The organism is Nocardia blacklockiae, from assembly GCF_015477355.1.
GTDB lineage: Bacteria > Actinomycetota > Actinomycetes > Mycobacteriales > Mycobacteriaceae > Nocardia > Nocardia blacklockiae.
In genome coordinates this window covers 844,755-868,663 of the sequence record NZ_JADLRJ010000001.1, presented here as the reverse complement: position 1 = coordinate 868,663, position 23,909 = coordinate 844,755, and the positions used below count along the sequence as shown (strand labels likewise).

Sequence of the window (23,909 nt, the reverse complement as noted above, 5' to 3'; positions counted from 1 at the left end):
CGCGCCGCCGGAATCGGCTTCCCCCGAATCGGATGAACCCACCGCGAATTCCCGCGCCCCGGACCGGAATTCATCCGCCGCGAACGAAGAGTCCGCAAAACCGCTCCGGCACAGTCGTATTCCGTACGCTCGCCGCCGCGCGCCGCCCCGGCGCGCGGCCGGAGGAAAGGATGTGGGAGATGTCGTTCTGGGACATCGTCTGGTTCATCATCGTCAGCTTCTTCTTCGTCGCGTACCTGATGGTGCTCTTCTCGATCCTCGCCGACCTGTTCCGCGACCACCGGCTGCCGGGCTGGGCGAAGGCGCTGTGGGTGGTGTGCCTGCTGTTCGTGCCGTTCGTGACCGCGCTGATCTATCTGATCGTGCGCGGCCGGGCCATGGCGGAACGCTCGGCCGCCGACCTACGGCGCCGCCAAGAGGCCGAGGCCGACTACATCCGCCGCGTCGCCCGCGCCGACAGCCCGCCGCTGGCCGACGCCGCCCGGCTGCACGACGAGGGACTGCTCACCGACGCCGAATTCGACCGCATCACCAGGAGGTTCACGTGAGCGACTACCCACCGATCGCCGACCACGGCCTGATCGGCGATCTCCAGACCGCGGCGCTGGTCACCGTCGACGGCACCGTCGACTGGTTCTGCAGCCCCCGCTTCGACTCGCCCAGCGTGTTCGCCGCGCTGCTGGACCACCGCCGGGGCGGGCACTGCCGGATCCGGCCCGCCCAGCGGCCCTACCGCAGCATGCAGATGTACTTCCCCGACACCGCGATCCTGATCACCCGCTTCCTCACCGAGGAGGGCACCGGCGAGGTCGTCGACTTCATGCCGTCCGCCGGCCACACCGGCACCGGCGAGCACCGGCTGGTGCGGATGCTGCGCTGCGTGCGCGGGCACCTCACCTTCGAACTCGACGTCGCGCCGCGCTTCGACTACGGCCGCCGCGCCCACGTCACCACCGCGACCGCCGACGGCGCCACCTTCGACGCCGGCGACCTCGGCCTGACCCTGCACGCGGTGCGCGAACCCGGCGACACCCGTCTCGCCCAGGTCCAGGTCACCGAGAACGCCGCACTGCACGCCCTGCTGCCGCTGGCCGCCGGGCAGGTCCGCGGGTTCGTCCTCGACACCGGCACGCCGCGGCCCCCGCACGCGATCCCCGTCGGCGACATCGAGGCGTTGTTCGACGACACCGTCCGGTTCTGGCACACCTGGCTGGCCCGCTGCACCTACCGGGGGCGCTGGCGCGAACAGGTGCACCGCTCGGCGATCACCCTCAAACTGCTCACCTACGCCCCGACCGGCGCCCTGGTCGCCGCGGCCACCGCCGGACTGCCCGAACAGCTCGGCGGCGAACGCAATTGGGACTACCGCTTCACCTGGATCCGCGACGCGTCGCTGTCGATCTCGTCGCTGCTGGCCCTCGGATTCACCGACGAGGCCGCCGCGTTCGCGCAGTGGCTGCGCGCCCGCTACCGCGACACCGGCGAACCGCTGCAGATCATGTACCGGGTCGACGGTTCGGCGCGGCTGCGCGAGGAAACCCTCGACCACCTCGAGGGCTACCGCGGCTCGCGGCCCGTGCGGATCGGCAACGACGCCGCCGGGCAACTCCAGCTCGACATCTACGGCGAACTGCTCGACGCCCTCTACCAGGGCGACCGCCGCGGCCTGCGGATCGGCCACGACGGCTGGCAGTCCGTGACCGGGCTGCTCAAATGGCTCACCGTGCATTGGGACCAGCCCGAGGAGGGGATCTGGGAAACCCGCGGCGGCCGTGCCGAATTCACCTACGGCCGGGTGATGAGCTGGGTGGCGTTCGACCGCGCGCTGCGCCTCGCCGCCCGTCACGGCCTGCCCGGCCCCGTCGACCAGTGGCGGCTGCAACGCGACCTCATCCACCACCAGGTGTGGGCGCAGGGCTGGCATCCGCGGCGGCGCGCGTTCGTCCAGCACTACGACAGCGAGGTGCTCGACTCGTCGCTGCTGCGCATGGCGCAGGTCGGGTTCGTCGCCCCGCGCGACCCGCAGTGGCTGTCCACCCTCGCCGCGATGCGCGAGGAACTGGTCACCGACAGTCTCGTGTACCGCTACGACCCCGAGGCGGCGCCGGACGGGTTGCGCGGCAACGAAGGCACGTTCTCGCTGTGCACCTTCACCTACGTCACCGCGCTCACCCACGCCGGCGAGCTGGAACAGGCGCGGCTGGTGTTCGAGAAGATGCTCACCTACGCCAACCACGTCGGCCTCTACGCCGAGGAGATCGGGCTGACCGGCGCGCAGCTCGGCAACTTTCCCCAGGCCTTCACCCATCTCGCGCTCATCGATGCCGCGCTGGCGCTCGACGCCGCGCTCGACCGCGCCGGCGGCTAGGGCCGCAGTTCGGGGTGCAGGACCAGCGCGTGGGCGGCCGCGTGCGCCGCAGCCAGCGCCCACCGCAGCAGCGGATCGCCCACCGGCGCACGGGCATTCACGGCGGCGACCAGTTCGTCGCGGGCCTGTTCGAGGTGCCGCAGTCCCGTGTGCAGTCGCAGCCGGGCCGTGTGCCGGATGCGCGTCTGCCGCCGCGGGTCGTCGGCGAGCGCGGTCGCCAGCTGGGCGGCGGTCTGCTCGGCCAGCAGCAGCACGCCGGAATCTTCCCGGCCCGGCGGCAGCCACGTCGCGGCCAGCCGCAGCACGGGCGGCGGCTGACCGGGGCCCGGTCCGGTGGCCGCGACCAGCCGCAGGAACATCACCGAATTGCGGTGCGAGCGACCATGATCCGGCACCGACTCGGCCGGTAACCGCAGCAGCACCGACTGCGCGGACATCCCCGCCGTCAGCTGCCGCACCCACTCGCGCCGGCCGAGATCGCGGCGCTGGGCGGGGTGCAGCCGCCGCCACAGCCAGCTGCCGTACAGCGAGACCCGGTGGCGGGCACAGTGATCCAGGTCGGCCGAGGGCAGATACGAGACCGGGACGGACGAGTCGCGGGCCGCGGAGTGCGGCTGCGGCCCGAACCGGCGCGCCGGGATGCGCGGTATCGCGAAGGCGGGGAGATGATCATGATCGCTGTCGGACATCGTTGTCCCTCACGAGCTTCGCCGGATGACCGGAATCGCACGGTGAGCAGGCCTGCGGTCCCGAATACAGTCACGAGTGTGAGCGCCGTTACACCGCTTGTCAACGCGCCCCGGCAGCCGCCACTGCCGTACCGCGAGCTCAGGTCCAGAGCACGGCCACGAGCACGTTCACGATCGCGAGCCCGCCCGCGGCGTCGGCCATCCACGCGATCGTCTTCCCGCGCTTGGCGTCCGCGTGCGCCACCTCGGCCAGGCCCGCCACCGCCACCGCGATCACCAGCTTGACGACGACCTTGGCCATCACCAGGTTCTTGTCCAGCGAGTCGATGCCGTCGGCCATGCCCACCAGCGCCAGGCCGGTGAGGATCTGCGCCCGCGCGCCCCAGACCATCACCTCGTTCACCTTCGGCCGCCCCGACGCGTAGCCGCCGATGACGGCGGCCAGGCCGAGCAAGTGCGCCGCGACGACCAGGTTGTACACGAATGTCATGACCGCACAGCCTAGTTGATCGACACCCCGTCAACGACACTCGGTAGTAGTAGGAATCACCGTCTTTCGGACGATGCGCATCGGCCGCCGCCGAAACATACCGCCGAGCCCGTGATTGAGCCGCCCGTACGCGGGAAACCGGCCGATAAGTTGCCCAGACCCCGCCGCCGGAAGTCCGTCCCCGGCGAGTAGCGCGCCGCGACGCCGATCGCCGCGATTACGCGTTTCGCTGTCGCATGCCTCGGGTAGTCCTCTCCAAGTGGCTCTCTCAAGTCCATGCCGTGTCCTGCGGGCACGGGGGCGAAGTGGGTCGGGTTGTCGTGGGTCGCTCGGTGGATGGCTAGGAGAAGAGGGTGGCGGTTGTACTCGTGCTGCGCGCACGCGGACTCGGTGATCTGCTCACCGCGGTCCCGGCACTACGCGCGCTGCGCCGGGCCAGGCCACATGATCACATCGCGCTGGCCGCGCCGCACCGGCTCAAGCCGATCGTCGATCTGATCGCGTCCGTCGACGCGATGGTGCCCACCCCGGACCCGGAGAGCCTGCGCTACGACGGCGAAGCCCCGGCGCTGGCGGTCAACCTGCACGGCGCCGGCGCCGAGGGCATCGTGGAGTTGGTCAAGACCAATCCGCGCCGCATCCTCACCTACCGCAACGCCGCCTTCCCCGAGCTGGCCGGGCCGGCCTGGCAGCAGGACATGCACGACGTCGACCGCTGGTGTCACCTCCTGGAAGCCGACGGCATCGCCGCCGACCGCCGCAACCTCGGCCTGGTCCCGCCGGTCGCCACCACCAGCCACCGCGACTGCGTCGTCGTGCACATCGGCGCCGGGTCCCCCGCCCGGCGCTGGCCGCCCGAGCGTTTCGCCGCCGTGGTCCGCCACCTGCTGGTGCAGGGCCGCGAGGTGGTGCTCACCGGCGACGAATTCGAACGCGAGATCGCGCTGAACATCGCCGCGCGCGCCGGGCTGCCGCACCGGCAGGTCCTCGCCGGGCAGCAGAACCTCATCGAGCTATCCGCGACCGTCGCCGAGGCCGCGCTGGTGGTCTGCGGCGACACCGGCGTCGCGCACCTGGCCACGGCGTTCGGCACCCGGACCGTCCTGCTGTTCGGGCCCACCGCCCCCAGCCACAGCGGCCCGCCGCCGCACCTGCTGGGCCGCCACGTCGTGCTGTGGGCCGGGCGCACCGGCGACCACCACGCCGACACCCCCGACCCCGGCCTGCTCGAGATCAGCGTCCCCGAGGTGATCGACGCCATCGACAAGCAGTTCCGCAAGCGGCCGTGGCCCGGCGCCGAACCCGATCGGCGCAGCCCCACCTACCGCCGCGTGGGCTGAGCGCCGCCCGCCTGCGACAGCGCCGCCGCGTACGCCGCCAGCGCGCTCGGCCAGAACTGCTCCAAGTAGTCGCGGGCGTCGGCCAGCCCGCGCGGATCCAGCGAGTACAGCCGCCGGTTGCCGTGCGGGCGCACCATCACCAGCCGCGCCGCGCGCAGCACCCGCAGATGCTGCGAGACCGCCGAACTGCTCACCCCCACCACGGCGGCCAGCTCCCCCACCGCGCGCGGCGCCTGCGGCAGCGCCTCGAAGATGGCGCGGCGCGTCGGATCGGCCAAGGCCGTCAGCGCACGCACTCCGTTAGTCTGCACTAACACAGACTGCGCCGCCCGAGGGCGTTCGGTCAACTCCCGCGCGGTCTCGGATCGGCCCCGGTCGGCGCGGGCTTACCTGCGCTTCGTCAGCGGAACCGGAGAGATCGTCTGCGGGTTTGCCGGGCTGTGACGGTCACGACACGAGGCCGGAACCGGGCGGGAACTGTCGTAGGTTGCGAGCCATGCCCGTGACCGTTCCGTTATCTTCGCGCCGGGCCCGCCGTGCTGCCCGGGCCGTCGCGCTCACCGCCGTCGTCGGGGCCTCGGTGGGGACCTTCACCGCTGTCGAGGGCCGGGGAGACAGTTCCGCGGCCGGACTGGCGGCCGTGCGGCAGTCGCTGCCCGCCGTGGCGACCGTCGAATCGCCGGTATCTGCAACGGCCGCCGCCGTGGCCGAGCCGCCCGAGGCCGTACCCCCCATGCCCGTCGAGTGGGCGATGGCCAAGGCCGCCAAGGACACCCGGCCGACCACCGTGCGGCCCGTCGCCGGAGCGCTCAGCTCCGTGTTCGGACTGCGGTGGGGGGCATTGCACGGCGGGATCGACTTCGCCGACGCACTGGGGGCTCCGATCGCGTCGGTGACCGACGGGGTCGTCATCGAGGCCGGGCCCGCGTCGGGGTTCGGGATGTGGGTGCGGGTGCGGCAGGACGACGGGACCGTGGGGGTTTACGGGCATGTGAACGACGTGCTGGTCGGGGTCGGTCAGCAGGTGCGAGCCGGGGATGTCATTGCGACCGTGGGGAATCGGGGATATTCGACGGGGCCGCATCTGCACTACGAGGTGTGGGCCGGGGAAGGCGGGGAGAAGATGGATCCGGTGCCGTGGCTGGTGGGGCGCGGGATCGAAGTGGGGGGTGTGAGGGACTGAGGTGAGGTAGTACCGAGGTAGTGGGTGGGGACAGCACTCGAGGGGGACGTGGTTGTGGGGGCGGGGTTCCTAGGTTCGTGGCATGTCCTCGATTGCTGGTTCCGTTGCCTCTCTTCGGCGTTCGCATCGGCCGCTGGTTGCGGCCACCGGGCTGATGGGGGTGTTGGCGCTGTTCTGTCTGGGAGCCATGGTCGTCGATCATCGGCAGTTGCTCGGTGAGTCGGTGTGGCTCAAGCCGTTCAAGTTCGGGGTGGCGTTCTTTCTCTACTCGGCGACGTTGGCGTGGTTGTTGTCGTTGCCGCACAAGGGGGCTCGGGCCACCTGGTGGCTGGGGACCGTGTTCGCGGTGACGGGGTTCGTCGACGTCGGGTTCATCGTGCTGCAGGCCGCGCGGGGCACGTTCAGCCACTTCAACGCCGACCACACCGACCGGGTGAACGACATCGGGCAGATCGTGTTCGCCTCGGGGGTGCCGGGGTTGTTCGTCGCCAACCTCGCGATCGTGCTGATTCTCGCGTGGCAGCGCATCCTCGACCGGCCCACCACCCGCGCCGTGCACGCGGGGCTCGCGCTCGCGGTCGCGGGAATGGCGCTCGGCTACCTCATGGGCTTCACCGGCGAGCAGACCGCCCGCGACGCCGACGGCCACCCGGTGCCACTCGCCGCGGGGCACACCGTGACCCACACCCAGGACCCCGTCCGCGACAGCGGCGGCGGCATGCCGGTCACCCACTGGAGCACCACCGGCGGCGACCTGCGCGTCCCGCACTTCGCCGGACTGCACGGCATCCAGGTGCTGCTCGCGGCCGTGGTGACGCTGGCCTGGCTGGCGCGGCGGCACCCGTGGCTCACCGAACGCGCCCGCGCCCGCCTCGTCGGCGTGCTCGCCGTCGGGTACGCCGGACTGCTCGCGGTCCTGCTGCGCCAAGCCCTGCGCGCCCAGCCGCTGCTGCACCCGGATCCCGAGACGGCGCTCACCGCGGCCGGAATCGGCCTGGCATCCGCCGCCGCCGTGGTCGCCATCGCGCTGCGGGCTCGCCGCGACGCTCAGCGCAGCCGCTCGGCCTCTTTCGTCAGCGCGACCAGCGTGGCGGTCAGCTCGGCCAACTCGGCGGCGTCCGCGCCCTCGGCGACGGCGGTGGCGACATCCTCGGCCGCACAGCGCGCGGCGAACCAGCGGTCGGCCAGATCGGCGGCCTCCTGAGCGCTCAGCACCACCGAGTCCTCCGGAATCCCGGTGCCCTCCAAGCCTTTCCGGTGCTCGTAGGCCCGTTGACGGCACGACTGGCGGCAGTACCGGCGGCGGCGGCCGACCTCCGATTCGGCGATCTCGCGGCCGCACCACAGGCAGGACACGCGGCGATCGGGGACGTTACGGCCTGACCTGGGCGTACAAAGCACGCCGGACACGATAGCCCCGCGCGGGCCGAACGCAAACGACTCGCCGGGCGAACCGCCGCGGCGCCCCGACCGGCCCCGTATCCGGCACCCCGGCGGCGTGCGCCGGCGGAAACCACTAGAATATTCGGGTTGACCGTCGCCGGGAACTGAAGTAGGCCGTCGCGCGTTCACACTTGTGTAGAAACGTTGCCGACAGGCTAGAGAGGACCGCACACCATGGCAGATCGCGTACTCCGAGGCAGCCGGCTCGGAGCGGTGAGCTACGAGACCGACCGCGACCACGACCTGGCGCCGCGTCGGGTGGCGCGGTACCGGACCGACAACGGCGAGGAATTCGATGTCCCCTTCGCCGACGACGCCGAGATCCCGCCCACCTGGCTGTGCCGCAACGGCCAGGAAGGCATCCTGATCGAAGGCACCACCCAGGAGCCGAAGAAGACCAAGCCCCCGCGCACCCACTGGGACATGCTGCTGGAGCGCCGGTCCAAGGACGAACTGGAGGAACTCCTGCAGGAGCGCCTCGAACTGCTCAAGACCCGTCGCGGACGCTGAATCCCGCGGCCGCACAGGCGAATGCCCCCTCGGTCTGCGGACCGAGGGGGCATTTTCGTTTCCGATCGCCGGTCAGTGACTGGCCACCTTGCGGTACTGCAGCAACGCCAGCGGCACCGCCACCGCCAGGATCGCCAGCGAGCACGCCACCGCGTACAGCACGCAGTGGTCGGCGGCCCAGCCGTGCGGCGGCGTGAACGACGGCGGCGCGCCGTTGTCGAACAGCTCGCGGCCCGCCGCCGCCACCGCCGTGATCGGATTCCACGCCGCGATCGTGCGCAGCGGCCCCGGCAGCGTCTCGCTCGAGATGAACGCCGAGGACACGAACGTCAGCGGGAACAACCAGATCAGCCCGGCGCTCTGCGCGACCTCCACACTCGGTGACAGCAGCCCGGTCAGCGCGCCCACCCACGACATCGCGAAGGCGAACAGCAGGATCACCCCGAACGCCAGCGCGGCGTCGACGAGGCCGCCGTGGATGCGCCAGCCCACGACGTACCCGCAGCCGACCATGACCGCCAGCGCGAGGATGTTCACCACCAGATCCGACAGCGTGCGGCCCATCAGCACCGCCAGCCGCGACATCGGCAGCGTCCGCATCCGGTCGATGATGCCCTTCTGCAGATCGTTGGCCAGCCCGACGGTGGTGAACGCGGCGTTGAACGCGACGGTCTGGGTGAAGATGCCCGCCAGCAGGAACTCGCGGTACTGGCCGCCGCCCAGCGACGCGCCGAAGATGTAGGCGAACAGGAACACGAACATCAGCGGCTGGATGGTCGCGGTCACCAGCAGCGTCGGCACCCGCAGGATGGTCAGCAGGTTGCGGTAGGCGACGATGGCGCTGTCGCGGAACACCCGCACCGGCGCGGAGATCTCGCCGACGCCCCGCTCCACGGCCGGCGCGGTCGCCGCGTCCGCGCTCGAATCCTCTTGTCCCGCTACGGAATCCGCGTCGAGCTCGGCGGTCTTCACGACATGATCTCCTCTGCTACGTCGTCCTTCTGGGGTGCGGCCGCGGGAGTGGCGGGTGTGCCGGTCAGCGACAGGAACACGTCGTCGAGGCTGGGCCGGTGCACCTCGGCGTCCACCACGCACACGCCGGCGTCGTCGAGGCGGCGCAGCGCCTCGACCATGGTGCGCGAACCGTCGCCCACCACCACCGACACCTCCTCGGTGCCGGGCTCGTGCGCGGGTTCCCCGACGCCGACCTGGGCCAGCACCGACAGCGCCGGCTGCGGGTCCTGCCCGGAGGCCAGGGTCACCGTCAGCCGGTCGCCGCCGATGGAGGTCTTCAGCTCGTCGGCCGAGCCGCGCGCGATCACCCGGCCGCGGTCGATGACGGTGATCCGGTCGGCCAGCAGGTCCGCCTCCTCCAGGTACTGCGTGGTGAGCAGGACGGTGGTGCCGTCGTCGACGAGTTCGCCGATGACGCGCCACATGTCCAGGCGCCCACGGGGATCCAGGCCGGTGGTCGGCTCGTCGAGCACCACCACCGCCGGGCGGGCCACCAGCGCGCCCGCCAGGTCCAGCCGCCGCGCCATGCCGCCGGAGTAGGTGCCCGCGCGCCGGTCCGCGGCGTGCTCGAGGCCCAGCGCCGACAGCAGTTCGCCGGCGCGCACCGCCGACTGCCGGTGCGACATGCCGTACAGCCGCGCCACCATCCGCAGGTTCTCGAACCCGGACAGGTTGGCGTCGACCGCGGCGTACTGCCCCGACAGGCCGATGCGGGTGCGGGCGCGCGCGGGGTCGCGCAGCACGTCCACCCCCGCCACCCGCACCCGCCCCGAACTCGGGGCGAGCAGCGTGGTCACGATGCGCACGGTGGTCGTCTTGCCGGCGCCGTTGGGGCCGAGCAGGCCCATGACGGTGCCCGACGGTATCTCCATGTCCATCCCGTCGAGGACGCGCACCCGGCCGTAGTACTTCACCAGGTCGGCGACCTCCACCGCCAGACTCATGCCCGCTTCTCCTTCGCGTCGTCGGCTCGTGCGTCTTCCCTCGCCGCGCCACCTCCGGACGCGGTGCCCGCCAAGCGGTCTCGCAGCACCGGGCCGATGATCGCGAGCGCCTCGGGGGTGGTCATCCCGGAATGGCGGCAGCGCACCTTCCGGTCCTCGATCGTGCCGGTGACGAACGGCTGCCAGGCCGCGGCGCACCGGGTCGGGTCGGCCCGGTTGATCTCGTCGTCGGCGGCGGTGAAGAACAGCAGGTCGCCGTCGAACACGCGCGGCCGGAAGCCGTGCGCGAGCACCGCGCCGTTGGCGTAGCCGTTGTAGAGCCGCTGCAGGTGCTCGACGGTCAGCGCCGCGAACGGGCCCGGCCGGTTGCGCAGCAGCTCCGCCGCGTCGCGCAGGGTCAGGCGCGGATCCACCGCGTGGTCGCCGCCGAGCAGGTCGCTGCCGAACTCGCCGATGATGTCGGCGACGCCCGGGATCGCGTGCTCGAGCCATTCGTCGGACAGCTGGTAGCTGTCCATCAGGGCCAGCAGCTCCACCCGGTCCCCCGCGCGCTGCAACTGCACCGCGATCTCGTGTGCGATCAGGCCGCCCAGCGACCAGCCCAGTAAGTGGTACGGGCCCTGCGGTTGGACCGACTTGATGTGTGCCACATAGTTTCTCGCGGCCTCCACGATCGAGTTGTCCTCGTCGCCGCCGCTCACGTGCGGCGCCTGCAGGCCGTACACCGGACGGTCGGCGGGCAGGTGCGCGAGCAGGCCCGAATAGCACCACGCCAAGCCGATCGCCGGGTGCACGCAGAACAGCGGGGCCGCGCCGGTGCCCGTGGCCGGGCGGATCGGCAGCAGCGGCTCCAGGGCCAGGGCCAGCGCGTCGCCGGCCGACGCCGCCAGGCGCCGCGCGATGGCGGCCGGGGTGGACTCGCCGAACATCAGTTGCACCGGCAGCTCGATGCCCGCCGCGCGCACCTGCGCCACCACCTTGGTCGCCAGCAGTGAGTTGCCGCCCAGTTCGAAGAAGCCGTCGTCGGCGCCCACGGTGTCGACGCCGAGCGCCTCGGCGAACGCCGCGCACAGCGCCTCCTCCGCCGGGTTCGACGGGGCCCGGTAGCCGCTGCGGTTGCCGAACACCGGTTCCGGCAGCGCCGCGCGGTCCAGCTTGCCGACCGGGGTGAGCGGCAGCGCGTGCAGCAGCATGATCGATTGCGGCACCATGTAATTCGGCACCAGCTCGGCGACGTGCGCGTGCAGCGCGGCCGGGGTCGGGGTGCGGCCGGGGTGCGGCTTCACATACGACACCAGCGCGGTCGCGCCCGCCGGGGTGCGGTGGCCCAGCGTGGTCGCGAACTCCACGTCGGGATGTGCGGCCAGGGCGGCGTCGATCTCGCCGAGTTCGATGCGGAACCCGCGAATCTTCACCTGGTGGTCGGTGCGGCCGGCGTATTCGAGCGCGCGGTGGCCGTCGCGGTCGACCCAGCGCACCAGGTCGCCGGTGCGGTACATGCGCTCGCCCGGTTTGCCGAACGGGTTGGCCGGGAAGCGCTGCGCGGTCATGCCCGGGCGGTCCAGGTAGCCGCGGGCCAGCGCCGGGCCGGCCAGGTACAGCTCGCCGGTGACGCCGTCGGGCACCGGGTGCAGGCGGGCGTCGAGGACCGCGGCGTGCACGCCCCGGATCGGCGCGCCGATGGTGATGGGCACGCCGGGCGTCATCGGCTCGGAGATGACCGTGACGATGGTCGTCTCCGTCGGGCCGTACACGTTGTAGAGGTTGCGGCCCGGCGCCCACCTGGCCACCAGCTCCGGCGGCAGCGCCTCGCCGCCGACCAGCACGTGCCGCAGGTCGGTGACGCCGTCGGGGTCCGCGGTGCCCAGCGCGGAGGTGGTGATGAACGCGTGGGTGATGCGTTCCTCGGCCAGCACCCGGGTCAGTTCCGCGCCGCCGTAGACGCCCGGCGGGGTGATCACCAGCGTCCCGGCCCCGCCGAGCGCGAACAGCAGGTCCAGCATCGCGGCGTCGAAACTCGGCGTGGCGAAGTGCAGGATGCGGCAGCCGGGCCGGACGCCGAAACGCTGCGCGGTCTCGGCGGCGAAGTTGGACAGGCCGCCGTGCGTGACGACGACGCCCTTGGGCACGCCGGTCGAGCCGGAGGTGTAGATGACGTAGGCCGGGTGGTCGGTGCGCAGCGCGGTGCGCCGCTCGGCGGGATCGATCGGCGCGTCGGAGGTGCGCAGCACCCGCCGCCGGAACGAGGGCGCGTCGAGGACCGTCCAGCTCGTGCCCTCGGGCATCCGCTCCCGGTGCGCCGCGAGCGTGATGCCCAGCGCCGCACCGGAATCGGTGAGCATGTGGCGGATCCGGTGCTCGGGATAGTTCGGGTCGACCGGGACGAACGCCGCGCCCGCCTTGGCGACCGCGAGGGTCACCGCCACCGATTCCGCCGAGCGCGGAATGCCCAGCGCCACCAGGGTTTCCGGGCCGACGCCCAGCGCGATCAGCACGCGGGCGAGGCGGTTGGTCCACCGGTCGAGGGCGTCGTAGGTGATCTGGGTGTCCCCCGCGCGTACGGCCACCGCGCGCCGGCTCACCGCGACCGCCGCGTCGAACACCTCCGGCAGGGTGACCGGGTGGCCGGCCGCCGCGCCGCGCACCGGCGCCAGGCCCGACCACTCGGCCGGGTCCAGCAGTTCCAGATCGCCTACCGGCAGGGTGGGATCGGCCGCGGCCGCGGTGAGCAGCCGCACGAACCGCTGCCCGAGCCGGGCCGCGGTCGCCTCGTCGAACAGGTCGCGGGCGTAGTTCACCGACACGGTGATGCCGCCCGGTTCCCGCGCGCCGGGACCCGGGCCGGGCCTCCACGATTCGGTGAGGGTGAACTGCAGGTCGAATTTGGCGATGCCCGGGTCGGCGTCGGCGGCCTCGACGCGCAGGCCGGGCAGCTCCAGCACCCGCACGGGCTCGTTGCGCACCGACAGCATCACCTGGAACATCGGGTGGTGCGACTGCGAGCGCGCCGGGTTCAGCACCTCCACCAGCCGCTCGAACGGGACGTCGGCGTGCGCGAAGGCCTCGAGATCGGTGTCGCGGACCGCGTGCAGCAGATCGGCGAACGACAGGCCGCCGTCGAGGCGGGTGCGCAGCACCAGGGTGCCGACGAACATGCCGACCATCGGGTCCAGCGCCGGGTGGCCGCGCCCGGCGATCGGGGTGCCGACGGCGATGTCGTCGGCCGCGGTCAGCCGGTGCAGCAGGGTGGCCAGGGCGGCGTGCAGCACCATGAACATCGTGACGCCGTGCTGCCCGGCGACCGCCTGCAGTTCCCGGTGCGTGCGGGCGTCGATCGCGCAGTCGACGGTGCCGCCCCGGTAGCTGGGCACCGGCGGGCGCGGGCGGTCGGCGGGCACGGTCAGCAGTTCGGGCAGGCCGTCGAGCGTGCGGCGCCAGTAGTCGAGCTGGCGGGTCGCGGTGGAGTCCGGGTCGTCCTCGCTGCCGAGCGTATCCCGTTGCCACAGTGTGTAATCCGCGTACTGGACCGGCAGTTCCGCCCACTGCGGGGACTCGCCCGCCGCGTGCGCCCGATAGGCGGTGGCCACGTCGGCGGCCAGGGGTTCCAGCGACCAGCCGTCCATCGCGATGTGGTGCACGACCAGCACCAGCACGTGGTCGTCGGCGGCGAGCCGCAGCAGCCGGGCACGCAGCGGCACCGTGGTCGCCAGGTCGAAGCCGGTCGAGGCGAAGCGCCGCACCTCGGCGGCCACCGCCGCCTCGAGCGCTTCGGGGCTGGGTGCGGGTGCGGCCTCCGCAGAACCGTTCGAGGATAGTGCGGACGTGGTGGCCGCGGGACCACCGGGCCGGGACGTCGCCTCGGTGAGGTCGAGGACGGTGAGGGGGGCCGCGGCCTCGGTGAGGTCGAGGACGCGCTGGAACGGCTCGCCCTCGAGTTCGGGGAAGACGGTGCGCAGGGTTTCGTGCCGTTGCTGCACCGCGTGCAGGGCCGCGCGCAGGGCGTCGGGATCGAGGGCACCGCGCAGCCGCAAGGCCACCGGGACGTTGTAGACGCCCGCGACCTCGTCGCCGGCCGCGGCGTTGAACCGGTTGAGGAACCACAGCCGGCGTTGAGCGGCCGACAGCGGAACCCGTTGCGGGCGTGCGCGCCGGGACAATTCGGGCGTGGTGTCGGCGCTGCCGCTGTCGAGCCGGGCGGCCAGCGCCGCGACGGTCGGCGCGGCGAAGACCGCGCGGACCTCGAGCCGCGTGCCGGTGGCGGCGGCCAGCCGCGACACCAGCTGGGTGGCGAGCAGCGAATTGCCGCCCACGTCGAAGAAGCTGTCGTCCGCGCCGATCGTCTCCGCGCCGACCAGTTCGGCGATCACCTGGGCGACCAGGCGCTCGGTGTCGGTCTCGGGCGCGCGCGCCACGGTGCCGAGCAGTTGCGGCTGCGGCAGCGCGGCCCGGTCCAGCTTGCCGACCGGGGTCAGCGGGATGGTGTCGAGCACCGTGAGACTGCTCGGAACCATATGGGCGGGCAGGTGTGCCGCGACGTGGTCGCGCACCGCCTCCAGGTCGACCGCGGCCGGGTCCTGCGGCTGCACATAGGACACGATCCGCCGGACCCCGGCGATCTCGCGAACCTCGGTGTGCGCGAACCGGATTCCCGGGTACCCGGTGAGCACCTCGCTGATCTCGTCGAGTTCGATGCGGAACCCGCGCACCTTGACCTGGTGGTCGGTGCGGCCGAGGTACACGATCTCGCCGCGGTCGTTCCAGCGCACCACGTCGCCGGTGCGGTACATGCGCGCGCCCGCGGGCCCGCAGGGGTCGGCCACGAACCGTGCCGCGGTCAGGCCCCACCGGTCGAAGTAGCCGCGGGCCAGGCCCTGCCCGCCCAGGTACAGCTCGCCCGGCACGCCGACCGGGACCGGGCGCAGCCGCTCGTCGAGCACCAGCGCGCGGGCCCCGCGCACCAGGGTGCCGATCGTAATCGGCTCGCCCGGAGTGAGCGGGCCGGACATGGTAATCACCACGGTCGTCTCGGTCGGGCCGTAGCCGTTGAACATCAGGCGGTCCGGGGCCCAGCGCGCGACCAGCTCCGCGCTCAGCGCCTCGCCGCCGACCACCAGCGAGCGCAGGTGGGGCAGCGGCCAGCGGTCGTGATCGATGGTGGCGAGCGCCGCCGGAGTCATGAAGGTGTGGGTGACCCGTTCGCGGTCCATCAGTTCCGCGAGTTCGTCGCCGCCGTACACGTCGGGCGGGCAGATGATCATGGTGGCGCCCGAGCCGACGGCCAGCAGCAGGTCGAACAGGGCCGCGTCGAAGCTCGGAGTGGCGAAATGCAGTGTGCGCGAATCGCGGTCGACGCGCATCCGGTCGCGGATCTCGTCGGCGAAGTTGGACAGCCCGGCGTGGGTGACGGCGACGCCCTTGGGCTTGCCGGTGGATCCGGAGGTGTACACCAGGTACGCCAGGTCGGAGGTCCACACGGTGTGGACGCGGTCGGCGTCGGTCACCGTGGCCGGGTCGGCGTGCTCGATCTCGGCGAGCAGGTCCGGGTCGTCGAGCAGCAGCCAGTGGGTCTGCGCGCCGCCGGTGGCGGCCTGCCGCAACCGGTCCCGGTGCGCGGCGAGCGTGATCCCGGTCCGGCAGCCGGCATCGGCCAGCATGTGGCGCACCCGGTCGGCCGGGTAGTTCGGGTCGACCGGCACGAACGCCGCACCCGACTTCGCCACCGCCAGCATCGTCACCACCGATTCGACGGACCGGGTCAGGCCCATCGCCACCCGGTCGCCCGCGCCCAGGCCGCGGTGGATCAGCACGCGCGCCAAGCGGTTCGAGTACTGGTCGACCTCGGCGTAAGTGAGTTCGACCGCGCCGGAGCGCAGCGCGACGCGAGCGGGGTGCAGGTGCGCGGTGGCGGTGAAGTAGTTCGCGAGGCTGCACTGCGGGGTCGGGACGGGGCCGTAGGCCGGGGCCAGCTGGGTGCGCTCGCGCTCGGTGCGGGCGTCGACGTCGCCGACCCGGATGCGGGGGTCGGCCGTCACGGCCGCGCAGACCAGGTTCAGCCGATCGGCCAGCGTGCGCACCGTGTCCTCGTCGAAAAGCTCCGCCGCGTAGACGAATTCGAACGCGCGGCCGAAGGATTCGGCGTCGGGCAGCACCCGCAACTCCAGGTCGAACTTGGCCGTGGCGATGTCGAGTTCCTCGGCGCGCAACCGCAGGTTCGGCAGTTCCAGGGCCGGGACCTGCCCGTCCTCGACGGTGAGCGCGACCTGCAGCAGCGGGCGCAGCGCGCCGGCGCCGTGCCCCAGTTCCTGCACGATCCGCTCGAACGGCAACTCCGCGTGGGCCATCGCGGCCAGTTCGCCGTCGCGGTCGATCTGCACCTGTTCGACGAAACTGCGCGCCGGATCCACGTCCGAGCGCAGCAGCAGCGTGTTGACGAACATGCCGACGAGGTCGTCGAGCCGGGTGTCGGAGCGGCCCGCGACCGGCGTGCCGATCACGATGTCGCGGCCGCCGGTGGTGATGCGCAGCAGCACCGCCAGCGCCGAGCGCAGCACCATGAACAGGCTCACGCCCTGGCTGCGGGCCAGCGCCTCCAGCCCGCGCTGCACCTCGGCGGGCACCTCGAACCGTACGGTCCCGGCGCGCTGGGTGGGGTGCGCGGGGCGCGGCCGGTCGTAGGGCAGGGGCAGTTCCTCCGGCAGGTCGGCCAGCGTCTGCCGCCAGAACCGCAGCTGGGTGGCGGCCGGGCTGGCCGGGTCGGTCTCGTCGCCGAGGCATTCGCGTTGCCACAGGCTGAAATCGGCGTACTGCACCGGCAGCGGCTGCCAGGCCGGTGCCGCGCCCCCGCGCCGCGCGGTGTAGGCAACGGCCAGGTCCCGGGTCAGCGGGATCAGCGACCAGCCGTCGGCGGCGATGTGGTGCAGCACGATACCCAGCAGGTGGCTGCGGGAACCGGTGCGCAGCAACGTCATCCGCAGCGGGATCTCGCGGGTGAGGTCGAAGCCACGCTGGGCGAGGGCGCGCAGCGCCCGCTCGGCGCCGGCCTCGTCGGCGGCGACCGGCTCCAGGACCGGCAGGCAGCGGTCGAGATCCAGGACGCGCTGGTAGGCGCCGGAGCCCTCGGTGTCCTCGGGGAAGATCGTGCGCAGTACCTCGTGGCGGACCATCAGGTCGCCGAGCGCGGCGCGCAGCGCGCCCACGTCCGGTTCGCCGTCGATGCGGATCACGAAAGCGATGTTGTAGGCGCTGGATTCGGGCGCGTAGCGGTTGAGGAACCACACCCGCTGCTGCGGCAGCGACAGCGGGACCCGCGCGGGCCGCGGGGTACGGGCGGTGAGCGGCGTGCGCCGGGTGCGGGGCGCCTCGGCCAGATGCGCGGCCACACCCGCGACCGTCGCGGCCTCGAAGATGACCCGCACCGGCAGGTCGACACCGAACTCCGCGTGCAGCGCCGCGGTGAGGCGAGTGGCGAGCAGCGAGTTGCCGCCGGCGTCGAAGAAGCTGTCCTCGGCGCCGGGCATCGGGTGGCCGAGCACCGCGGCGAACACGTCGGCGACGCGCCGCTCCAGCTCCGACTCGGGCGGTCGGGACGGGCCCGCGCTGACGAACTCCGGTGCGGGCAGGGCCTTTCGGTCCAGTTTGCCCGAGGGGCCGATCGGCACCTGGTCGAGCACCGTGATCGCGGCCGGGACCATGTAACCGGGCAGCCGGCGGCGCGCGGTCGCCAGCACCGCCGCCGGGTCGACCGCGCCGTCGGCGGTGACATAGGAGGCCAGCCGGGTGTCGCCGTGCTCGCCGTGGTGGACGACGGTGAGCGCGAACCGCACGCCGGGATGCTCGCGCAGCACGTGGTCGATCTCGCGCAGCTCGATGCGGAAGCCGCGGATCTTCACCTGGTCGTCGGCGCGGCCGAGGAAGCGCAGCTGCCCGGCCTGGTCGGCGACGACGAGATCGCCGGTGCGGTACATGCGTTCGCCGCGGCGGCCGTGCGGGTTGGCGGGGAAGCGCTGCGCGGTGAGGCCGCGCCGCCCCAGGTAGCCGCGGGCCAGGCCGGGGCCGGACAGGTACAGCTCGCCGGGGATGCCGGGCGGCACCGGATGCAGGCGGTGGTCCAGCACGAACAGCCGCATGCCGCGCACCGGCAGGCCGATCGACACCCGCGCGCCCGCGGTCATCGGCCCGGTCGCGGTGGCCGCGACCGTCGCCTCGGACGGGCCGTACATGTTGTGCATGCGGTGTCCGGCGGTCCAGGTCCGGACCAGTTCCTCGGGGCAGGCGTCGCCGCCGACGATGACCGCCTCCAGCTCGTCGAGGCCGTCGGGCGGCACGGTGGCCAGCGCGGCCGGGGTGACGAAGGCGTGGGTGACCCGTTCGGTGCGCAGCAGCCGCGCCAGTTCGGCGCCGCCGTAGAGGCCGGGCGGGGCGACCACGACGGTGGCGCCCGCGGCGAAGCCGAGCAGCAGCTCCAGCACCGAGGCGTCGAACGACGGCGACGAGAAGTGCAGGGTGCGTGCGGAATCGGTGACGCCGAACAGATGCATCTGCTCGTGCGCGAGGGAGGCGAGCCCGGCGTGGGTCACCACCACGGCCTTCGGCGTGCCGGTCGACCCGGAGGTGTAGATGAGGTAGGCGGGGTGCGCGACCCGCAGCGGGTGGTGGCGGTCGGTGTCGGTCACCGGCGTGGCCGGGGACCGCTCGACCGCGGCGGCCAGCTCCGGGGAGTCCATCAGCAGCCAGTCCACGTACTGCTTGCGGTGCCGCCCGCGCCGGACCGGCCAATCCGGCATGGCCGCAGCGCATTCGGCGTCGGTGAGCCCCAGCATGGCGCCGGAGTCGGCGAGCATGTGCGCGATGCGGTCGGCGGGATAGTCGGGGTCGACCGGAACGTAGGCGGCGCCGGTCTTGGCGACCGCCCACACCGCGGTGATCGAGTTCAGCCCGCGCGGCAGCGCGATCGCGACGACCACTTCGGGTCCCGCGCCGTGCTCGATCAGTACGCGCGCCAACCGGTTCGACGCCTCGTCCAACTCCCGGTAGGTGGTGTCGACGCCGAGGTGGCGCACGGCGACCGCGTCGGGCAGCCGTTCCGCGGTCTCGGTGAGCAGGCGGGCCAGGGTGATCGCGGGTTCGCCGGGCGCGCCCTGGATGGGGACGAGCTTGCCGTTCTCGCGGGCGTCGAGGATGTTCAGGTCGCCCACCGGTACGTCGGGCGCGGCCACCGCGGCCGCCACCAGGCGGACGAACCGCCGCGCCAGCGCCTCCACCGTGACGGCGTCGAAAACGTCGGTGGCGTAACCGAATTCGGCCTTCAGCGGGCTGGTGTCGTCGCTCTCGGACTCGTGCACGGTCAGCTGCAGGTCGAATTTGGCGACGGCGACGTCCATCGGCAGCACCCGGGCGGCCACCCCGGGCAGGTCGATGCGCAGCTCCGGGGTCTTCTCGTAGGACAGCATGACCTGGAACAGCGGGTGCCGTCCGGCGTCGCGGGCGGGGTTCACCACCTCCACCAGCCGTTCGAACGGCACGTCGGAGTTGGCGAAGGCGTCCAGGTCGGTTTCGCGCACCCGGTCGAGCATGCGGTCGAACCCGGCGGCGGGGTCGACGGCGGTGCGCAGGACCAGCGTGTTGACGAACATGCCGACGAGGTCGTCGAGCGCGGGGTCCGAGCGGCCCGCGATCGGGGTGCCGATCGCGATGTCGGTGGTGTTGCACAGCCGGGCGAGCAGGGTGGCCAGCGCGGCGTGCAGCACCATGAAGGTGCTCACGCCGCGTTCGGCGGCCAGCGTCGCGATCGCGCGGCGGGTGGCGGCGGGGATGCTGAACGGCACGGTCGCGCCCTCGGCGCCGCGGTGCAGCGGCCGGGGGCGGTCCATCGGCAGGTCGAGCTGGTCGGGCAGGTCGGCCAGGGCGGCGCGCCAGTACGCGAGCTGCCGCGACAGCGCGCTGGTGGGGTCGTTCTCGTCGCCGAGCAGTTCGCGCTGCCACAGCGCGAAGTCGGCGTACTGCACCGGCAGCGGCCGCCACTGCGGGGCGGTGCCGGCGGTGCGGGCGGCGACCGCGGCCATCAGATCGCGGGCCAGCGGCGCGACCGACCAGCCGTCGCCGCAGATGTGGTGCAGCACAACGAGAAAGACGTGCGTGTCCGGGCCGGTGGTGTACAGCGCGACCCGGATCGGGGCCTGGCTGCGCAGGTCGAAGCCGTAGCCGGCGTACTCGGTGGCCAGCGCGAGCGCGTCGGTGCCGGTGGCGTCGATCGGGTCCAGGCTCAGCGGGATCTCCGCGGCCGGGTGCACCACCTGCACGGGGCCCTGGACGGCGGCGGGCGTGTCCCCGATCGGGGCGTCGGGGAAGGTGGTGCGCAGGCTCTCGTGCCGTTCCAGCACGTCGACCAGCCCGGCGCGCAGCGCCTCGATGTCCAGCGGGCCGGTGAGTTCGACCGCGAGGGGCATGTTGTAGGCCGCCGCGTGCTCGGCGAACCGGTTCAGGATCCACAGCCGCTGCTGTGCCAGCGACAGCGGGATGTGCTCGGGACGGTCGGCCGCGCCCAGCACCGGCGACGCGGCGTCGGGGCCGTGGGTGTCCAGGCGGTCGGCGAGGGCGGCGACGGTCGGCGATTCGAACAGGTCGCGGATGCTCAGGCCCGCGCCGAAGGCGCTGTTGACCCGCGCCACCACACGCGCCGCGGTCAGCGAGTTGCCGCCGAGGTCGAAAAAGCTGTCCTCGACACCGATCTCGCCGCCGCCGAGGACCTCGCCGACGATGGCGGCCAGTTGCCGCTGCACCTCGGTCCGCGGGGCCGCGGCCGGGCCGGACGCGCGCCGCGCACCGGTGTCGGGGGCGGGCAGGGCCTTGCGGTCCACTTTGCCGTTGGCGCTCAGCGGCAGTTCGTCGAGCACGATCAAGTGGGCGGGGACCAAGTGGCTCGGCAGGGTGCGGCGCAGTGCGGCCAGCAGCGCGGCGGGCTCGGCCGCGGCGGCCGGAGCGAGCACGGCGTAGGCGACCAGTTCGTCGCCGCCGGGCGCGTGCTGCGCGACGCAGACGGCGCGGGCCACCCGCGGGTCGGCCAGCAGCGCCGCCTCGATCTCGCCGAGTTCGATGCGCACGCCGCGGATCTTGACCTGGAAGTCGCTGCGGCCCAGGTATTCCAGCACGCCGCCGGTGTCGTCCTGTCGCCACCGCACCAGGTCGCCGGTGCGGTACAGGCGGCCGCCGTCGGCGAACGGGTCGGCGACGAACCGCTCGGCGCTCAGCCCCGGGCGGCCGAGGTAGCCGCGGGCCAGCTGCACACCGGCGAGGTAGAGCTCACCGGTCACGCCGGGCGGCACCGGCCGCAGCCGCTCGTCGAGCACGTAGGTGCGGGTGTTCCAGATCGGGGCGCCGATCGGCACGCTGTCGTCGGCGGGGTCGCACCGCCACGCGGTGACGTCCACCGCGGCCTCGGTCGGGCCGTAGAGGTTGTGCAGGGCGGGCGGCTCGTCGCCCAGCGCGGCCCGGAAGTCGCGGACGGTGGCGGCCGGCAGCGCCTCGCCGCTGCAGAACACCCGGCGCAGGCCGGTGCAGCCGCGCACATCGCTGTCGGTGACGAACACCGACAGCATCGACGGCACGAAATGCGCTGTGGTGACGCCCTTCTCGGCGATCAGCGCGGCCAGGTAGGCCGGGTCGCGGTGCCCGTCGGGCGCGGCGATCACCAGCCGCGCGCCGACCTGCAGCGGCCAGAAGAACTCCCACACCGAGACATCGAAGGTCGCGGGGGTCTTCTGCAGCACCACGTCGGTCTCGTCGAGGGGGTAGGCGTGCTGCATCCAGCGCAGGCGGTTGACGATCGCGGCGTGCGAGACCCCGACGCCCTTGGGCCGGCCGGTGGATCCGGAGGTGAAGATCACGTAGGCCAGGTGGTCGGGGCGCAGCGGGGTCCAGCGGTCGGCGTCGGTGACCGGCTCGGCGGCGAACCCGGTGGTGTCGAGGGTGTCGATGTCGAGCCGATCGGCGGTGGGCGGCAGCGCGAGTTCGACCTCCGAGGCGGTGAGCACGCACAGCGGGCGTGCCTGGTCGAGCAGGTGCCCGATCCGCTCGGCCGGGTGGTCGGGATCGATCGGCAGGTAGGCGGCACCCGCCTGGACGATCGCGTACATGCCCACGAGCAGGTCCAGGCCGCGCCGCAGCGCCAGCCCGACCACCGTGTCGGGGCCCGCGCCGCGGGCGATCAGCAGCCGCGCCAGCCGGTTCGCGCGGGCGTGCAGCTCGGCGTAAGTCATTGTCTCCGCGCCGAATTCGAGTGCGGTGGCCTCCGGGCAGGCGGCCGCGCGCGCGGCGAACAGGCCCGCGAGGGTGCCCTCCTGCGGTGCGACCGTCGTCGAATTCCAGTGCCGCAGTACGAGTTCGCGTTCTTGCGGGGTGATCACCGGGACCGACGTGGCGGGGGTGTCGGGGTCGGCGGCGAGCAGGCGGGCGAGGAAATCCAGGAACCGGACGTGGTGGCGGTCGAGTTCCGCGCCGGTGTAGAGCTGCGGGTTGGCCTCGAAATCGACGTGGATGCGGTTGCCCGCGCCGTTGTAGAGGTTGATCGACAGGTCCTCGACCGGGCCGGTGGACAGCACGTTGAGCGACCCGACCAGGCTGCCGAAGCGCAACTCGCTGTGGAACAGCATGATGTTGACCATCGGGCCGAAGAAGCCGCGCGCGTCGCGGGAGTAGCCGCAGTCGCGGCGGATGTCGTCGTGGCGGTAGCGCTGGTGCCGCAGCGCGCCGGTGATCTGCAGCTCCGCGGCCTTCACCACCTCGCGCACGGTGGTGGTGTCGTCGAAGCGGATCCGGATCGGCACCACGTTGGACACCACGCCCGCCGAGCGGCGCAGCGCCACCGTGGTGCGCGCCGACACCGGCAGGCTCAGCACCACGTCCGGGTTCCCGGTGGCCGCGCGGACGTAGCAGGCCAGCGCGGCCACGAACAGCGTGGAGTTCTGGGTGTCGAAGACGCCGGTGGCCGCGCCGAGATCGGCCTCGACCGCCGCGGGCAGGGTCGCGGCCGCGATGCGGCGGCCCGCGTCGGGCGTCGCCGCGGCGATGCCGGTGGCGGACAGGCTGATCGGCGCGCCCACCCCGGCCAGCTGCTCGGACCAGTACTCGCGGTCGGAGCGGAAGCGGCCGGTCTCCCGGTAGGTCGTCTCCCCCGCGTACAGCTCGGCCAGCGGGGTGGCGCGCGAGGCGACGGGCGGGGTCCGGTTCTCCAGGGCCGTATAGATTTCCGCGGTGCGGGTGAGGGCGTTCATCGCGCCGAAGCCGTCGATGAGGATGTGGTGGCCGCGGGAGTACCAGATGTAGTCGCGCGCGCCGAGGCGCAGTACGACGTTGGTGGTCAGTGGGTCGCGTTCCATGTCCATGGGCGTGCTGGCGTGCTCGTTCATCCAGCGCAGCGCCGCCGCGCGCGGGTCGGCCTCGTGCCGCAGATCCACCCGGGCCCAGCCGGGCCGGCGCGCCGGATCGATGACTTGCTTGGGGACGCCGTCGATCTCGAGCAGGCGCACCTGCCCGACCTGTGCCTCCGCGCCGAACCGTTCGATGGCGTACAGCAGCCGGCCGACGTCGAGGTCGCCGTGGATCTCGACGTACTGCGCGATGGTCAGCGGGACGTCCGGCCGGATGCGCTGGGCGTACCAGATGGCGGTCTGCGCGGGCGACAGATCGAAGGGCTGTGCTGAGAATTCGCCGGAAGAGCATTGGGCTACGCGATCCGTGGCCAATGAACTCATCAATCACTCCGTTCTGACGCTGTTGACGCAACTCCCCGAGCCCTCGAGAACGACGCTGCGGCGGATGCGCGCACGCATCCGCCGGAGGACGTGATCCACGCCCTATGATTCGGAGCATCGAGTCGGGCGGATCGGTAGCGATCTCGAGTTGTTTCACTTCGAACCACGATGGCGCAGCGA

12 protein-coding genes are annotated in these 23,909 nt (G+C 72.7%); 5 read left to right on the top strand and 7 right to left on the bottom strand.

The features are described from left to right. Nucleotides 1–179: 179 nt before the first annotated feature. The gene (locus IU476_RS03785; RefSeq protein ID WP_195096493.1) at nucleotides 180–548 is read left to right on the top strand and encodes a PLDc N-terminal domain-containing protein; all 369 of its coding nucleotides are present in this window, start codon (nucleotides 180–182) and stop codon (nucleotides 546–548) included. Continuing rightward, on the top strand, nucleotides 545–2,368 hold the full coding sequence (locus IU476_RS03780; protein ID WP_195096491.1) for a glycoside hydrolase family 15 protein: 1,824 nt from the start codon (nucleotides 545–547) through the stop codon (nucleotides 2,366–2,368). Before IU476_RS03785 ends, IU476_RS03780 begins: the two co-directional genes overlap by 4 nt. On the opposite strand, the gene IU476_RS03775 is transcribed toward IU476_RS03780, so the two are convergent. Both IU476_RS03775 and IU476_RS03770 read right to left on the bottom strand, forming a co-directional pair. Further along, nucleotides 2,365–3,057, bottom strand: a complete 693-nt coding sequence (locus tag IU476_RS03775) for a diiron oxygenase (protein ID WP_195096489.1) — start codon at nucleotides 3,055–3,057, stop codon at nucleotides 2,365–2,367. The genes IU476_RS03780 and IU476_RS03775 overlap by 4 nt on opposite strands. A 139-nt stretch (nucleotides 3,058–3,196) precedes the next feature. Beyond that, the gene (locus IU476_RS03770) at nucleotides 3,197–3,547 is read right to left on the bottom strand and encodes a hypothetical protein (protein ID WP_195096487.1); all 351 of its coding nucleotides are present in this window, start codon (nucleotides 3,545–3,547) and stop codon (nucleotides 3,197–3,199) included. A gap of 353 nt (nucleotides 3,548–3,900) precedes the next feature. Here IU476_RS03770 and IU476_RS03765 point away from each other — a divergent pair, with 353 nt between their 5' ends. Next, on the top strand, nucleotides 3,901–4,887 hold the full coding sequence (locus IU476_RS03765; RefSeq protein WP_195096485.1) for a glycosyltransferase family 9 protein: 987 nt from the start codon (nucleotides 3,901–3,903) through the stop codon (nucleotides 4,885–4,887). Here the strand turns inward: IU476_RS03765 and IU476_RS03760 are convergent. After that, the gene (locus IU476_RS03760) at nucleotides 4,869–5,198 is read right to left on the bottom strand and encodes an ArsR/SmtB family transcription factor (RefSeq protein ID WP_195096483.1); all 330 of its coding nucleotides are present in this window, start codon (nucleotides 5,196–5,198) and stop codon (nucleotides 4,869–4,871) included. The two genes, IU476_RS03765 and IU476_RS03760, sit on opposite strands and share 19 nt — an antisense overlap. A gap of 185 nt (nucleotides 5,199–5,383) precedes the next feature. On the opposite strand from IU476_RS03760, the gene IU476_RS03755 reads away from it, so the two are divergent. Then, nucleotides 5,384–6,070 (top strand): M23 family metallopeptidase, encoded by a 687-nt coding sequence (locus IU476_RS03755; RefSeq protein WP_195096481.1) that lies wholly within the window; start codon nucleotides 5,384–5,386, stop codon nucleotides 6,068–6,070. Nucleotides 6,071–7,117: 1,047 nt separating this feature from the next. On the opposite strand, the gene IU476_RS35855 is transcribed toward IU476_RS03755, so the two are convergent. Then, the gene (locus IU476_RS35855) at nucleotides 7,118–7,471 is read right to left on the bottom strand and encodes a hypothetical protein (protein ID WP_324193844.1); all 354 of its coding nucleotides are present in this window, start codon (nucleotides 7,469–7,471) and stop codon (nucleotides 7,118–7,120) included. 216 nt (nucleotides 7,472–7,687) lie between these two features. Between IU476_RS35855 and IU476_RS03745 the strand changes: the two genes are divergently transcribed. Then, nucleotides 7,688–8,023 carry an RNA polymerase-binding protein RbpA gene (locus IU476_RS03745; RefSeq protein ID WP_187688593.1) on the top strand — a complete coding sequence of 112 codons (336 nt, stop codon included), beginning with the start codon at nucleotides 7,688–7,690 and terminating at the stop codon, nucleotides 8,021–8,023. Between the two features lie 72 nt (nucleotides 8,024–8,095). Here the strand turns inward: IU476_RS03745 and IU476_RS03740 are convergent, their stop codons facing one another. The 3 genes from IU476_RS03740 to IU476_RS03730 form a co-directional block, all read right to left on the bottom strand. Beyond that, a complete protein-coding gene (locus tag IU476_RS03740; protein ID WP_195097441.1) occupies nucleotides 8,096–8,878 on the bottom strand; it encodes an ABC transporter permease in 783 nt (260 codons plus the stop codon). Between the two features lie 113 nt (nucleotides 8,879–8,991). Continuing rightward, nucleotides 8,992–9,981 (bottom strand): ATP-binding cassette domain-containing protein, encoded by a 990-nt coding sequence (locus IU476_RS03735; protein WP_195096476.1) that lies wholly within the window; start codon nucleotides 9,979–9,981, stop codon nucleotides 8,992–8,994. After that, a complete protein-coding gene (locus IU476_RS03730) occupies nucleotides 9,978–23,729 on the bottom strand; it encodes a non-ribosomal peptide synthetase (protein ID WP_195096473.1) in 13,752 nt (4,583 codons plus the stop codon). The genes IU476_RS03735 and IU476_RS03730 overlap by 4 nt, the downstream gene beginning before the upstream one ends. Between the last annotated feature and the right edge of the window lie 180 nt (nucleotides 23,730–23,909).

Excerpts from the sequence above, each read along its gene's own strand:
- IU476_RS03785 (WP_195096493.1), top strand. The coding sequence starts at position 180 with ATGTCGTTCTGGGACATCGTCTGGTTCATCATCGTCAGCTTCTTCTTC.
- IU476_RS03775 (WP_195096489.1), bottom strand. The coding sequence starts at position 3,057 with ATGTCCGACAGCGATCATGATCATCTCCCCGCCTTCGCGATACCGCGC.
- IU476_RS03770 (WP_195096487.1), bottom strand. The coding sequence starts at position 3,547 with ATGACATTCGTGTACAACCTGGTCGTCGCGGCGCACTTGCTCGGCCTG.
- IU476_RS03755 (WP_195096481.1), top strand. The coding sequence starts at position 5,384 with ATGCCCGTGACCGTTCCGTTATCTTCGCGCCGGGCCCGCCGTGCTGCC.
- IU476_RS03745 (WP_187688593.1), top strand. The coding sequence starts at position 7,688 with ATGGCAGATCGCGTACTCCGAGGCAGCCGGCTCGGAGCGGTGAGCTAC.
- IU476_RS03735 (WP_195096476.1), bottom strand. The coding sequence starts at position 9,981 with ATGAGTCTGGCGGTGGAGGTCGCCGACCTGGTGAAGTACTACGGCCGG.
- IU476_RS03730 (WP_195096473.1), bottom strand. The coding sequence starts at position 23,729 with ATGAGTTCATTGGCCACGGATCGCGTAGCCCAATGCTCTTCCGGCGAA.